Annotated in this window: 9 protein-coding genes; 7 read left to right on the top strand and 2 right to left on the bottom strand. The window is 62.3% G+C overall.

The annotated features are described in order from the left end of the window. Positions 1-84: 84 nt before the first annotated feature. The 4 genes from AC6I97_RS02340 (at position 85) to AC6I97_RS02355 (ending at position 9041) form a co-directional block, all read left to right on the top strand. Positions 85-3933 (top strand): NPCBM/NEW2 domain-containing protein, encoded by a 3849-nt coding sequence (locus AC6I97_RS02340; protein ID WP_497943972.1) that lies wholly within the window; start codon positions 85-87, stop codon positions 3931-3933. A 103-nt stretch (positions 3934-4036) separates the two neighbouring features. Next, positions 4037-6013, top strand: a complete 1977-nt coding sequence (locus AC6I97_RS02345) for a penicillin-binding transpeptidase domain-containing protein (protein ID WP_497943973.1) — start codon at positions 4037-4039, stop codon at positions 6011-6013. Positions 6014-6026: 13 nt separating this feature from the next. Further along, the gene (locus AC6I97_RS02350) at positions 6027-7289 is read left to right on the top strand and encodes an FAD-dependent oxidoreductase (protein ID WP_497943974.1); all 1263 of its coding nucleotides are present in this window, start codon (positions 6027-6029) and stop codon (positions 7287-7289) included. Between the two features lie 69 nt (positions 7290-7358). Next, a complete protein-coding gene (locus tag AC6I97_RS02355; protein ID WP_497943975.1) occupies positions 7359-9041 on the top strand; it encodes an ABC-F family ATP-binding cassette domain-containing protein in 1683 nt (560 codons plus the stop codon). 106 nt (positions 9042-9147) lie between these two features. Here AC6I97_RS02355 and AC6I97_RS02360 read toward each other — a convergent pair. Continuing rightward, positions 9148-10361, bottom strand: a protein-coding gene (locus AC6I97_RS02360; RefSeq protein ID WP_497943976.1) for an IS3 family transposase whose coding sequence is annotated in 2 segments (ribosomal slippage) — positions 9148-10100 and positions 10100-10361 — 1215 coding nt in all. Because the reading frame shifts where the segments join, the coding sequence is not laid out codon by codon here. A gap of 372 nt (positions 10362-10733) precedes the next feature. On the opposite strand from AC6I97_RS02360, the gene AC6I97_RS02365 reads away from it, so the two are divergent. Beyond that, complete coding sequence (locus AC6I97_RS02365) at positions 10734-11501, top strand: DeoR/GlpR family DNA-binding transcription regulator (RefSeq protein ID WP_224165909.1); 768 nt, start codon at positions 10734-10736, stop codon at positions 11499-11501. Continuing rightward, positions 11498-12691, top strand: a complete 1194-nt coding sequence (locus tag AC6I97_RS02370; protein ID WP_224165908.1) for an MFS transporter — start codon at positions 11498-11500, stop codon at positions 12689-12691. Before AC6I97_RS02365 ends, AC6I97_RS02370 begins: the two co-directional genes overlap by 4 nt. Here AC6I97_RS02370 and AC6I97_RS02375 read toward each other — a convergent pair. Beyond that, positions 12636-13340, bottom strand: coding sequence for a phosphatase PAP2 family protein (locus AC6I97_RS02375; RefSeq protein WP_497943977.1), 705 nt, complete (start codon positions 13338-13340; stop codon positions 12636-12638). The two genes, AC6I97_RS02370 and AC6I97_RS02375, sit on opposite strands and share 56 nt — an antisense overlap. A gap of 91 nt (positions 13341-13431) precedes the next feature. On the opposite strand from AC6I97_RS02375, the gene AC6I97_RS02380 reads away from it, so the two are divergent. Continuing rightward, entirely contained in the window at positions 13432-14943 is a 1512-nt protein-coding gene (locus AC6I97_RS02380) for a bifunctional phosphatase PAP2/diacylglycerol kinase family protein (protein ID WP_497943978.1), read from the top strand. Positions 14944-15003: the final 60 nt, after the last annotated feature.

A 15003-nucleotide genomic window follows, 5' to 3' on the forward strand; every position in this document is an offset into this window, starting at 1 on the left:
CCTTTTGCCTTTTTGCAGTGACGATTAGTGCACGTTTCGCCATGAGTTAGATCACAAAAAGTCACTCGTCGAAAGTTGGCCCCCATGTCCGCACCCCTCAAGGGCTTATCCAGTGCTGCGCCCAACAGCCCTGGATGCGTCCGCAATTCCTTCCTCAAGAAAGCAGCGTCCCTCGGATTGGCGTCGCTTCTGCTTGCTGGCGGCATCCCCGCCCTGACCTTCGCAACGGCAGCAAATGCCGCTCCCGGCGACCCCGCCCCCATCAAGGCAGTCACCCCTGAAGTACCTGTCGATGCAGCGGGAGTACCCCTCGGAGCGGTAACCGGATTCACCCAGTCCGGAAACGTCGTCGACCTCTCCACCGAGCGAGGCGCCATCCGCGTCACGTTCCTGGACGACGGCAACTTCCGCCTCGAAGCCGATCCCAGCGGCAAGTTCACCGACCCCGCCAACACCGATCAAGGGGACCCGGCACGGACTGCCAACATCGTGGTGGGGAAGGACAAGTTCCCCGGCAGCGCACCAACAGTCACGGACGGTGACTGGCTGGTCCTGAAGACTGCCAAGATCAGTGTCGAGATCAACAAGGCCACCACCCAACTCCGGCTGCTGAGGGCCGATGGATCCCTGGTCTTCGAGGAGTCAGCCCCCATCACCTTTGGTGCGAACTCGGCAACACAGCACCTCGCCCCACAGGACGGTGAGCAGTTCATCGGCGGCGGCATGCAAAACGGCCGCTCCGTCCACACCGGCGCGCTGATCAACATCGCCCGGAATTTCGACTGGGACGACGACGGCTATCCCAATGCGGTTCCGTACTATATGTCTTCCAAGGGATTTGGCGTCCTGCGGGACACGTTCGCCCGCGGCTCCTACAATTTTGGTGGCCAACCCACCACCACCCATGAGGAAAAGCGCTTCGACGCCTACTACTTCGTGGGCGACTACAAGCAGTCCCTGAACGCTTACACCACGTTGACCGGCAAGCCGATGATGCCGCCGGTCTACGCCTTGGAATACGGCGACGCCGATTGCTACAACCGCTCCAACCCCGGCTATTCGTCATCTGGATTCGGCGATCCCGACGGCGCCAAGCAGCGCACGCCCGACGCCATCAAAACGGCACGGAAGTTCGTTGAGAACGACATGCCCGCGGGCTGGATGCTGGTCAATGACGGCTACGGTTGCGAGTATCAGCAACTTCCCGAAACCGTGAGCAACATCGAGGACGAAACAGACCTCAAAGTGGGTCTCTGGACGCAGCGTTCCCTCACCAACCAAGAATACGAAGTAGGCGATGCAGGTGTACGCCTGCGAAAGCTCGACGTCGCCTGGGTGGGCCAGGGCTACCGTCAGGCACTTACCGGCTGCGAAGCTGCGCATGGAGGGATCGAGCAGTACTCGAACGCCCGCGGCACGTCCTTGATGGTTGAAGGTTGGGCCGGCTCGCAGCGTTGCGGCATGCAGTGGACGGGTGACCATTCAGGAAACCTCGACGCCGTTCGCTGGCAGGTCCCGGCCCTCACCGGTGCCGGCAACTCGGGCCTGGCGTTCACCACCGGCGACGTGGATGGCATCTTCGGCGGATCCCCGGAGTCTTACGTCCGCGACCTCCAGTGGAAGGTCTTCGCCCCGGCGCTCTACTCGATGTCCGGCTGGGCAGCGACGGACAAGCGTCCATGGCTTTACGGCGAGGAAGCCACTGCCATCAACCGTCAATACCTTCAGCTTCGGCAGCAGCTCATGCCCTTCATCTACTCACTCGCGCACAACGCTTCTGACACAGGCGTCTCCATGATGCGTTCCATGGCCCTCGAATTCCCTGACCAACAGTGGTCTTACGGCGCCGAGGCGAATAACCAATTCATGCTCGGATCCGACTTCCTGGTGGCCCCGGTCTTTACCCAGACCGACGTCCGCAACGGCATCTTCCTTCCTGCCGGCGAGCAGTGGGTGGACTACTGGACAGGCAAGCTATACCAGGGTGGCCAGATCCTCAACGGCTACAACGCGCCACTCGACAGGCTGCCGGTTTTCGTTCGCGCAGGTGCGGTGATCCCACAAGGTATCGTGGCCCGCAACGCCTCCTTGGTTCCCGAAGATTCCATGATCACTTTGGATATCTACGCCAAGGGGCAAAACACTTTCACCCTGTACGAAGATGACAAAGTCACGCGGGAATTCAAGGACGGAAAGTCTTCCACCCAGCTCCTCGCCGTGGAGGCACCCGGCACGGGCAACGGCAGCGTTATGGTAACTATCGGTGAGCGAAAGGGCGAGTACACGGGCAAAGCTGCCGCCCGCCCCTACCAGCTCAAGGTCCATGCAGGTGCGGCGCCCAAAGACGTCAAAATTGGAGGCACCACACTGGCCCGGCACGGCACCAGGGACGCCTACGATGCCGCTGCCGCCGGCTGGTTCTTCGATGAGGCCAACAACGGTACCGTCCTCGTGAAGACAGGTGTGATCGCCTCCAACCAGTCAGCCACCATCCAGCTTCAGCAGGCCGGACCCCTGGGCGGCAAGAGCCAGGAAGATACGGCAGCCGAGGTGCGCGTAAGCACTGGCCAGCAGGTATTCCAGGACCAGGAAACCACCGTCACTGCAGCTTTCGTAAACACCGGGATCAAGGCCAAGACAAACGTTGTGCTGACGCCGGTGCTGCCCGACGGGTGGACCGTCATCTCCTCCTCCGGGGCAACTGCCGCGAAGGTTGAGGGCGGCGCAACAACCACGGCGACATTCGTCATCAAGCCCGGCCCCACCGCGAAGGCGGGTCAGCAGACCGTGCAGGTCTCGGCGTCATACGCTGCTTCTGACTCAAGCGAGCAGTCGGTGACTGGGGGCAACCAGATCTACGTGGCCTATGGCTCCTTGGCAGCTGCATACAACACCGTCGCCGTGACCACAGTGGCGGGGAAGGCGCTCGGAAACTTCGACGGCGGAGGGGCCACCTTCGCTGCCGAGCAGCTGGCTGCCGCTCCCATCCCGGCAGGCGGCGTACGGCCGGGCAGCACTGTGACAGTGGAAGCGGGCACGTCCAAGCAGGTGGACTACACGTGGCCAGCGGTGGGCCCCGATGTCCCCAACTCGGTTGCACTGTCCGGACAGACCATTGCGGTCAAGGGCAAGGGAACACACCTGGCTGTTCTCGGATCAGCGGCTGTTGGCAATGGAACAAGCCCTGAGTTGACCCTGACATATGCCGATGGAAGCATGGAAAAGCAGTCGATCTTCTTCCCCAACTGGTTGCAGCCCTCAGTGCTGAACGGCGCTGTGGTGGCGGTGTCCGAACAAGGCCGCAACAACGCCAACGGACCGTCCCCGGAATACACGCAGTACAAATACCAGGCGTTCTCCAACACGGTCCGGCTCAACCCCACGAAGGAACTTGCCTCTGTCGCGCTGCCTACAGACGCGCGGGTGAAGTTCTTTGACTGGAAGGTCACGTCGCAGCCGCTGCCCGACGTGCCGCACGGATCGGTCTACGCGTCTGAAACTCCGTGGATCCAGGCCATCAACGGCTACGGCGTGATCGGCAAGAATGTGGCAAACAAGGATTCGGCGTCATCACCGGACAAACCGCTGACCATCAACTACACCGATCCTGCAACAGGCCAGCAGCCTTCCTTCGCAAAGGGTCTGGGCGTTCACGCGGCCTCCAGGATCACGTATTACCTGGGCGGAAAATGCACGTCGTTCACCTCGCAAGTAGGCCTGGAAAGCGGCTTCGGTGGCAACATCATCTTCAAGGTCAATACCGACGGCGTGAACAAGTACCAGTCGCGAACGTACACGCCCGGGTTCGCTCCGGAAGCCGTTTCCGTAGACCTGACGGGTGCGGCATACGTGGAACTCGTGGTGGACCCCTCCGGATCCATCAACGGCGCGCACGGTGTCTGGGGTGATGCCAGGTTCACGTGTGCCCCGTAATCTGACTCGCCAGAGCCCGCCCCGCCCAGCTCCTTTGGGTGGGGCGGGTCCGGGTTGTGGTCGCGGAGAGAAACTGTCGGGGGAACGGGGCATAATGTCGCAAATGGGGAAAATGAGAACACGGAATCTTGTCCTTGGCTTGGTAGCGCTGGTGATGGTTGGTTCGCTGACGGCCTGCGATGACGGCCGCGCCGGTGCGGAAAGTGCAGCGAAGCAGCTCGCCTCCTCTCTGGCCGCGCTCGACGTCGGTTCACTCGCCGTAGAGGGCAAGGACGCTTCCGCGGCCAACGATCAACTCAAAGCGGTGTTTGAGGGACTCGATGCCAAGCCATCGGTTCAGTCAGGTGACGTGAAGCTCGACGGCGAGACCGCCACCTTCCCTTTGAACTACAGCTGGAACATTGGCTCAGCAAAATGGGAGTACAGCTCCGAGGCTACGTTGAAAAAGTCCGGCGATAAATGGGCTGTCCAATGGAATCCCCAGCTCCTTGCCCCGGAACTTTCGGACGGCGAGACGCTCTCCGTCAAGACGGTTCCTGCCCAGCGCGGACAGATCCTCGGCGCAGGGGATGCCCCCATTGTCCAAGACCGTCCGGTTTTCCGCGTTGGTATCGACAAAACCAAGCTTGCCGCTGATCAGGCGGATTCCGCCGCGCGGGCAATGGCTGCTTTGCTCGGCCTTGACGTTGAAGAGTATGCCAAGCAGGTGGCAGCCTCGGGTCCACAGGCTTTCGTGGAGGGCATCGTCCTCCGCGCTTACACCCCCGAAATTACCGAAGCAAAGATCACTGCCATTCCGGGAGGCGTGAGCATTCTGGACTCCATGGCGTTGGCACCAACACGCACCTTCGCCAGAGCACTCCTGGGAAGTGTGGGCCAGGCCAGTGCAGAGCAGATCGAAAAGTCCAACGGCGCCTTGCGGGCGGGGGACACCACAGGAACCGGCGGCCTTCAACAGAAATACGATTCGCTGCTCCGCGGGAAGGACGGCGTGGAGGTGGTCGCCAAGCAGGAAGCGAAGTCGGAAGGCGAGACCCCTGCAAGCAAAGTATTCTTCTCGTCCCTCCCTGTGCCCGGAACAACCCTCAAGACCACGCTTGACCTGAAGCTGCAACAACTGGCCGAAGAGACTCTTGCCGGGGTTGGGCCGGCGTCCGCCATTGTGGCGCTTAAGCCTTCCACTGGAGCTGTTCTCGCGGCGGCATCAGGCCCCGGCAGCAACGGCTACAACACGGCGATGCTTGGCCAATACGCTCCGGGGTCCACGTTCAAGATCGTCGATTCCCTGGCGCTGTTCCGCGACGGCGCGACGCCTGATTCCAAGGTCGAATGCACCCCGACGCTGACAGTAGACGGCAGAACCTTCAAGAACTCCGAGGGCTACCCGGAAAGCTCCTTGGGTTCCGTAACGCTGCGGGACGCTTTTGCCCATTCCTGCAACACCGCTTTCATCAATGCCCGTGACACGGTCAGCCAGGACCAGCTCGAGTCTGCCGCCATGGCATTGGGCGTGGCCGTGGAAGCGCCCAAGCTGGGCGCCGACGCCTTCCTCGGTTCAGTCCCCGGCGCCGCAGAGGGAACCGAGCACGCGGCATCCATGATCGGCCAGGGGAAGGTGCTCTTCTCCCCACTGTCTGCGGCGATCATGGCAGCCTCCGTTGGCAACGGCGCTCCGGTGTCCCCTCAACTCGTGCTGAACCCTGAAGCCGGGAACTCCAGCGCGGCAGCTACGCCCACGGAAAGTGGCAGCGCGCCGGCGTCGTCCGCTTCCGTTAGCGCAGCGCCCGCGTCACCGCCCTCAAGCAAGCCGATCACCAAGGAAGAAGCGGCCGCGCTATCCGACATGATGCGGGCGGTGGTTACCTCCGGGCATGCTGGATTCCTCGCCCAGGTGCCGGGAGCGCCCGTCGGGGCAAAAACGGGTACTGCTGAGTTCGGCAATGAGGACCCGCCCAAGACCCACGCGTGGATCGTTGCCGTTCACGGAGACCTGGCGGTTGCTGTGTTCGTGGAAGACGGCGGCCTGGGGGCAACCACCAGCGGACCGTTGTTGAAGTCGTTCCTCACCGCCGCCGGTTAAATCGGGAGAAGCTATGGAAAGCAGCACGCAGTGCGTTGTGGTTGGCGGAGGTCCGGCCGGGATTGTGCTGGGCTTGCTCCTTGCCCGGGCCGGAGTTGAAGTCACTGTGTTGGAGAAGCACGCCGACTTCCTGCGGGACTTCCGTGGCGATACTGTGCACGCCTCCACCATTCGCCTCCTCGACGAATTGGGGTTGGGCGAAGGGTTCCGGCAGCTACCGCAGAGCAAGCTGGGTAATTTCCAGCTGCCTGCAGGGACCGGGGATTCCGTGATCCTCGCTGATTTCGGGCTCCTCAAGGAGCCGTACAACTATGTGGCAATGGTGCCGCAATGGGACTTGCTGAACTTTCTGGTGGAGGCAGCCAAGCAGGAACCCACGTTCACGTTGCGGATGAACACTGAGGTCACAGAGCTGCTCCGCGACGGGTCCGGCGCAGTATCGGGTGTGGCGTACAGAACCCGGGACCCCCTCACCGGCGAAAACCTGGGGACGGGCGAACTGAAGGCTGCATTGACGGTGGCGTGCGACGGCCGTAGTTCGGTGCTTCGTGCACGGGCGGGTTTGGTCCCACGCGAATTTCCGGTGCCGTTCGACACGTGGTGGTTCCGGCTTCCGAGGAATGCCGATGAAAGGGATCCCGTGGCGTCGATTGCCCCGAGTTTCGGGACTTCGGACGTTCTGCTGAGTTTGACCCGCAAGGACTTTTATCAGATCGCCTACCTCGCGGCCAAGGGACTGGATCCGAAGTTGCGGGCAGAAGGCGTAGAAGCGTTTCGTGCACGCGTCGCAAGGTTGCGGCCAGACCTATCAGACCGTGTGGACAACATCCGCTCCGTGGATGATCTCCACCTGTTGGACGTGAAGCTCAACCGCTTGTCCGAGTGGCACAAGCCGGGCCTGCTGCTTATTGGCGATGCTGCCCATGTGATGTCCCCCGCCGGTGGGGTGGGGATCAACCTGGCGGTGCAGGACGCCGTCGCAGCGGCCCGGATCATTGCTTCGCCGCTGCTGAGTAAAACGCTGGACGACCGCCACCTCGCCGCCGTTCAGAAGCGGCGCTGGCCTCCAACCGTGATTGTGCAGACGTTTCAGCGGGTGCTGCATCGCGTTATCTTCGCACAGGTCATGGCGGGCAAGCAGCCAAAGCCCCCCAAGCTGTTGCTCATTGTGCTCCGTAACTTTCCCGGCCTCCGGAAGTTGCCTGCACGGATGATTGCCTTCGGCCCACGACCCGAACATGCACCGCAGTTTGCCCGGCGAAAGCCTGACGCTTAGCTCACTCGGGGCACCCAGGCCAAAGTTCCGCCGTCGGGCCTTAATACCTGGGCGTGGGAAGATTGGGCGGTGGCCCATATTGACGTTTCCGGCATCGACTACTTCCTCTCCGACGGCACCCAGTTGCTCAACGGCGTGACCTTCAAGGTGCCTGATGGCACTAAGACCGCGCTGATTGGGCCCAACGGAACCGGCAAAACGACGCTGTTCAAGATCATTTCCGGCGACCTCACACCCGACGAAGGCGTCGTAGGCAAGTCCGGGAACATGGGCATCATGCGGCAGTTCGTGGGCCAGGTCCGGGATGAATCAACCGTCCGGGACCTGCTGGTCTCCACGGCCCAAGCCGGGCTGGCGGCAGCTGCCAAGGCGGTTGAAGAGGCCGAACTCGCCATGATGGAACACGACGACGAACCCACGCAGATGAAGTACGCCCAGGCGATCGTGGATTGGGGAGACGCCGGCGGTTACGACGTCGAGACGGTCTGGGACGAAGTCTGCATGGCGGCCTTGGGAATTTCCTTCGACAAAGCACAGTTCCGACGCGCCTCTACGCTGTCCGGCGGCGAGCAGAAGCGACTCGTCTTGGAAGCCCTCTTTGCGGGACCGGATGAACTCCTGCTCCTGGACGAACCGGATAACTACCTTGACGTCCCCGGCAAGCGCTGGCTGGAGTCAAAGCTCAACGAATCCAAGAAGACCGTGCTGTTCATTAGCCACGACCGCGAGCTGCTCAACAACGCCGCCGGACGAATAGTGACGCTTGAACCAGGCATAAACGGTGCCGGTGCGTGGATCCACGGTGGCGGTTTCGGCTCCTACGTGGAGGCGCGTGCCGATAGGAACGCCCGGTTCGAGGAACTCCGCAAGCGCTGGGACGAGGAGCATGTGAAGCTCAAGGAACTCGTCAACATGTACAAGAACAAGGCTGCGTTCCGGTCCGACATGGCCAACAGGTACCAGGCAGCGCAAACCCGTCTTGCAAAGTTCCTTGAGGCTGGGCCGCCCGAGGCCCTGCCAATCGAGCAGAACGTCAAGATGCGCCTCAAGGGAGGGCGAACAGCCAAACGCGCCATCGTGGCGGAGAAGCTTGAACTCACTGGGCTCATGAAGCCGTTCTCCACTGAAATCTGGTTCGGCGACCGTGTGGGCGTACTCGGTTCCAACGGTTCCGGAAAGAGCCACTTCCTGCGCTTGCTCGCCACGGGAGGCACCGACCCTGAGCGGGAGCACTTGCCGGTGTCGGACGTTGTCATTGCTGAAGTGCCGCACGAAGGAACTGTGAAGCTGGGCGCCCGTATCCGCCCGGGATTCTTCGCACAGACGCACGTTCGCCCGGATCTGCTGGGCCGGACTTTGTTGGAGATCCTGCACCGCGGCGATGAACACCGATCGGGCCTTCCCCGCGAAGCTGCCGCAGGTGCCCTGGACTCCTACGGTTTGGCCGGCCAATCGGAGCAAAAGTACGAGTCCCTGTCCGGTGGCCAGCAGGCGCGGTTCCAGATCCTCCTGCTGCAGCTGTCCGGAGCAACCCTCTTGCTCCTGGACGAGCCTACCGACAACCTGGATCTGCACTCCGGCGAGGCCCTGGAGAGAGCAATCGATGCTTTCGAGGGAACGGTCCTGGCCGTCACCCATGACCGCTGGTTCGCCAAGTCCTTCGACCGCTTCCTGATCTTCGGCTCCGATGGAAAGGTCTACGAGTCCGAGGAACCCGTCTGGGATGAGAAACGCGTGGAGCGCGCCCGCTAGTCCACACGTTCTCTCACATCATTGCCCTTTTCGCCCGATGCTCTCTCAGTTGATGAGAGAGCATCTGCGCTCGTCAAGTTTGTGAGACAGTTCTCGTTGTTGTTGGTTAGGCGGCCAGGGGTCCCTGAACGGTGGTTTGGTAAGCGGTGTGGGCTGTTACGGGTGGTGCGCCGCCGGCCCGGCGGTTGGGTCGGCGGCGGTTGTACCAGCCCTCGATGTAGTCCATCACGGCGGTCCGGGCGGCGAGCCTGGAACCGAAGCGGTGGTGGTGGTAGAACTCGGTTTTGAGGTGGGAGAAGAAGTTCTCGGCGACCGCGTTGTCCCAGCACACCCCTACCTTGCCCATGGACTGAGTGACCGCGTTGGTGCCGCACCATTGCTGGAATTCGTCAGAGGTGTACTGGGCGCCGCGGTCGGAGTGGAAGACCACAGAATCCTCGGCGAAGCGGCCGTGGTTCCGGGCCATCTGCAGGGCCGCGGTGCACAGGCTCGCACGCATGTGTCCGGCCATGGACCAGCCAATGACCATGCCGGAGAACAGATCGATGACGGTGGCCAGGTAGAGCCAGCCTTCGCCGGTGCGCAGGTAGGTGATATCGCCGACCAGACGGGTCCCGGGCACGGTGGAGGTGAAGTCGCGTTTGCCGTCGGTGTCGAGCATGTGGTTCTCGATGTGGGCGGTCTTGGCCTGCGGGTCCTGGACCGTGGTCTGTTTCCAGGCCCGAGTTCGGATGGCACGCAGACCGGTCTCGCGCATGATGGCTCCGACGGTTGGGGCGGAGACCTTGGTCCCGGCCGCGTTCAGCAACAAGGCCAACTGGTCCCGTCCGGCACGGCCTTCCTCCTTCGTATAGAGGTCGGTGACCGCGGTGACCAGATCCTCATGCCGCACGGCACGTGGTGAGGGCCCGGCGGGGTTGCGCCACCGATAGAACGAGGCCCGGGAAACCTTCAATGCCCGGCACAGCCACACCACTGAATGGTTGGCCTTCTCCGCTTCGATGAACTCGTAGAAATCCTCTACTTTTGCTTCGCGGCAAAGAAGGCGCTGACTTTTCCCAGGAACTCGACCTCGGCCTTCAACCTGGCGTTCTCGGCCAAGGCCTTTTGGTGTTCTTCCCAGGCAACCGGGCCCCTGTCCTCGGACGGGACAGGGGCATTTGGTTGACGTTCCCGATGTCGGTGAAGCCAGTTCCCCAGCGTGCTTTCCTTCACCCCGATCTCCTCGGCGACCTGCTTCACCGAACGGTTCGTGGACAGCACCAGCCGCACTGCTTCCTCACGGAAAGCGGCATCATATTTTCTTCTGGGCGTGGTCATCTGAAACGAATCTCCCATCAAGCTGTCTCAGAAAACCATACGGCCGCAATCGTGGTTTAAGGGGGTGGGATGTGAGAGAGCATCGTGGTTTTAAGGGGGTGGGATGTGAGAGAGCATCGTGGGTTTAAGGGTGGGATGTGAGAGAGCATCGTGGTTTTAAGGGGGTGGGATGTGAGAGAGCATCGTGGGTTTAAGGGTGGGATGTGAGAGAGCATCGTGGTTTTAAGGGGGTGGGATGTGAGAGAGCATCGTGGGTTTAAGGGTGGGATGTGAGAGAGCATCGTGGTTTAAGGGGTGGGATGTGAGAGAGCATCGGTGATCAAATGATCACATTTCATGATTAAGTGAGCGTCGGCCTGATACCGTTGAACTATGGGAACTCCTGACCGCCATCGGCTCATTGGCGAGCTGCTGCGCAAACGCGAAGAAGTATCAGTGGACGAATTGGTAGCAGCCACTGGAGCCTCGGGCGCCACGATCCGCCGCGACCTGGAAATTCTTGCGGCCAACGGAGTACTGAAGCGGGTGCACGGCGGCGCCCGCAGTTTGGTAGCGCGTGGTGACAACCCAGGCTATGGGCAGCGCGAACTGGAAGACCACGAGGCGAAGCTCAAGATCGCAGCAGCTGTTGACGCTCTGCTGAAGGACCGCGAGCACGTGTGGTTGGACAGCGGATCCACTGCCACGGAAATTGCTCGGCGGCTGAGCCAGCGCGAACTCACGGTGATGCCGATGTCCTTGCACGGCGTCGAGGCACTGACCCACGCCAAGGAGGGCCGCCGGCCGCAGCTCATTCTCCCCGGCGGAAGCCTCATTCCCGGCGAACAGTCTTTTCGCGGACCCATGACCGAGGCGAACATACGCTCGTTGCGATTCGACACTGCGGTGGTCACGCCGTGCGCCCTCAACCTCAAGGACGGACTGCTGGCCCATGACCTTGACGACGCCGCGGTGAAGCGCGCTGGCCTGGAATCGGCGTCGCGGGTCATCGTTGCCTCCTCCGGCAGTAAGTGGAATGCCAGCGCGGTAGCCCTGGTTGCCGCGATAGAGGCCGTGGACGTCATCGTGACGGACCTGAAGCCATCCTCCGAAGATCTTGCCCGGCTCGACAAACTCTCTGTGGAAGTTGTGATTGCATGACCACCAGCACCAGAAGCACCACCAACGTCAACGCCGCGGCGGTGGCGACGTTCCTGATCTTCGCCATGAACGGCCTGGTGTTTGCAAGCTGGGCGGCACGCATCCCCGCCGTCACCGAAGCCCTCAGCTTAACGTCCGGCCAGATGGGCACACTGCTGCTCTGCACCGCCGTCGGGTCCTTGATGGCTTTGCCGTCCGCAGGGTGGGTGGTGGGCCGAATCGGGACAGCCGGCACGGTTCGCCTCGCCGGGATCGTGGCGGGTGCCGCAGGTGCTGCGATTGCCTTCTCCCTCATGGCTGCATCGGTTCCGGCCACGGCCATCGCCCTCTTCTTCTTCGGTATTGGCATTGGGCTGTGGGACGTAGCCCAGAACATCGAAGGGGCCGACGTCGAACACCGGCTCAAGCGGACCATCATGCCGCAGTTTCACGCAGCGTTCAGCGGCGGGGCGTTTGTGGGTGCTTTGATCGGCGCGGGGCTCTCGCATCTTGGTGTTGGCCTCCCCGAGCACCTGCTCGTGATCGCCGGACTTGCTGTCCTCCTCGCACTAACCGTGCCGCGCTACTTCCTGCCGCACGAAGCGTCAGTGGCTGAAACGCTCGACGACGGTGCGCCGGCTCCCAAGGGACCCACGGCTTGGCGGGACGGCCGGACGCTGCTCATCGGTGTGGTGGTTTTGGGTGCGACCCTTACGGAAGGGGCCGGCAATGACTGGATTGCCAAGGCGGCCGTTGATGGACTCGGTACCTCCGAAGCGACCGGCGCCCTGCTCTTTGCGCTCTTCGTTGCTGCCATGACCGGGATGCGGTTCCTCGGCGGCAAGGTCATCGACAGGTTCGGCCGCGTGGCTGTACTCCGTGCCAGTATGGCAGCGGCCGCGCTGGGCCTGGCGTTGTTCGTCTTCGCCGGCAACGTGGTGCTGGCCGGCCTTGGTGCGGCACTTTGGGGCGTTGGTGCGGCGTTGGCCTTCCCCATGGGCATGTCCGCTGCGGCCGACGATCCCAAGCACGCAGCGGCACGCGTTTCCGTGGTCTCAACCATTGGCTACGTGGCGTTCCTGGCCGGCCCGCCGCTTCTGGGTTACCTCGGCGACCAAACCGGAATTCACATGGCACTGCTGGCGATCGGATTGCCTATTCTTGTTGCCCTGCTTCTTGCTGGCGTTGCACGGCCCTTGCGCGCCAAATAGCCGCCCGGCCAGCGGTTTCATTCTCCTGAATGCATATGTTGCAGAACGGCCACCACAACAGCAGGACGACGCCGGCTGCTAGGCACGCCCCGCCGAGGACATCACTCAACCAGTGAGCGGACAGGTAGGTTCGGCTGACCATCATCGCGAGTATGCCAAGAACTGCCACCACTTTCGCCCACTGCCGGCCGATGAGCAACGCCATCACGACGAGGAAGGCGGTGGTCGCGGAAACATGCCCCGAAGGGTATGAGCCTGTATCAGACAGGACCCTGGCGCCTTGAGGCCGATCACGCCCAACAAGTGCCTTGGCCAGTTGAGTGAGGCCCAGGGCAGCAAGGCCGGCGAGTGCAGAGAAGGCAGCAGCCCTGGGACGTCGCCAGAGGAGTAGCGCGGCCGCCAGAACAGCATGCAGCACCAGCATGCCCACATACCCACCCCAGTTTAGCGCCACGTTTACCGCGTCCCAGAACGGGGCGTGCAGGGTGAAGGAATAGGCCTGCCATGTTGTATCAATTCTGTTGAAGGCGGGCTCCCCTTGACCGGCCACAATCAGGCCTCCCGGTACCGCGAACGCGCACAGCAAAAGCAGGGCAGGCGTGACAATCTGCCAGCTGGGCCGTTGGCGTGGACGCAGGACGCGAATCATTCACTCATCGTAGTCACGGCTGTTGGGTAAGGTTGGTGGAGTTCTGGAATGCCGCCGGGTCCTGCCGCCGGGCTCGCGCTACTGTGGTGGAATGCGAGGTTTCCTGGGCAAAGGCCCCAAGCACGTGGCAAGGTTCGATCATTTCCTTGTCAGGGCGGTTTCGCGCCAGCCGCAAGGCGAACATGATGATCTCTTCCGGCGGCTCTCAGCAGCGGCCACCAAGGGAAAGCTCTGGTTTGGCATCGCGGGAATCATGGCCACGGTTCCAGGAAAACCGCGCAGGGCAGCCCTGCATGGACTGCTCGCCTTGGGCGTGGCCTCCGGGGTCACTGACCTCATCTTCAAAACGGCGCTCCCCCGGCGGCGGCCCTTGCCGGAACACCTGCCCGTTTTCAGGTTCGTACACCCGCAGCCGGTCAGTTCATCCATGCCATCCGGACATTCAGCTTCGGCCGTGGCTTTTGTCGTGGGAGCAGGGATGGTTTCGCCCGTCCTGGGCGCCGTACTGGCGCCCATCGCCGCGGGCGTTGCGTATTCCCGTGTGCACACAGGTGCGCACTGGCCGTCAGACGTCGTGTTTGGTTCTGCACTTGGCGCGGGTGCTGCCCTGCTGACACGCACGTGGTGGCCAGCCAAGCCCGCCGAACCCAAACCCCGCCGGACGCCGGCAGAGGCCCCGGGAATTTCCGACGGCGAGGGGCTGAGCATCGCTGTTAATGTCCTGGGCGGTTCCTACTCTCCCGAAACCGGCGAACTGCTACAGGAGGTATTCCCCAAAGCGCATATTCATGAAATCGCTGAGGGCGAGGATGTCGCCGCTGAGATTGAAGCAGCCGCAGCCCGGCCAGGCACCGTAGCGCTTGGCGTGTGGGGTGGTGACGGGACGGTTGGCACCGCGGCCGCTATCGCCGTCGAGCATTCCCTGCCTCTTCTGGTATTGCCGGGTGGCACGCTCAACCACTTTGCCCGTGACCTCGGGACCAATTCCATTGACGCCGCAATCAAGGCAGTCACAGAGGGGCAGGCCGCGCTTGTGGATTTCGGGCATGTTGCCGTCCATCGAGGTTTGCCTGACAACCCTGAGTCCAGTGAGATCGCCATGCTGAATACGGCCAGCGTGGGTGTCTATCCGAACCTCGTACGCCGCCGGGAGCGACTGCAGCCTGCCATGGGCAAACCCCTGGCCAGTCTGGTGGCATCGCTGCGGACTTTCGGAGTGAACTCGCCCACGACGCTCACCGTTAACGGCGTGAAGCACAAGCTGTGGATTCTGTACCTGGGACGTGGGCGTTACTACCCCAGCGACCATGCCCCACTTCGACGCCCTGTGCTGGACGACGGCGTCTTCGATCTCCGCATGATCACTGCGGATGAACCATTTGCCCGTGCCCGGCTCCTTTGGGCCGTCATGACAGGCACCGTTGCTGCTTCCAAAGTCACGCATCTGACCGAGGCAACTACCGTCACCATTGAGGCGATCGGAGAACCGTTGGTCCTCGCCGTGGATGGTGAGCCCAAGCCCGGGGTGCGCAGTGCCGTGTTCACCGTCAAGAGCCACGAGCTACGCGTGTATTGTCCGCTTCCGGTTGACCCAGCTTCGTAGCGTCATCCGGCTTCGTAGCGTCATCCGGGAGGACTACCCTGACTGGACCCTGAATCATCC

This window comes from Arthrobacter sp. TmtSoilC48 (genome assembly GCF_059739425.1).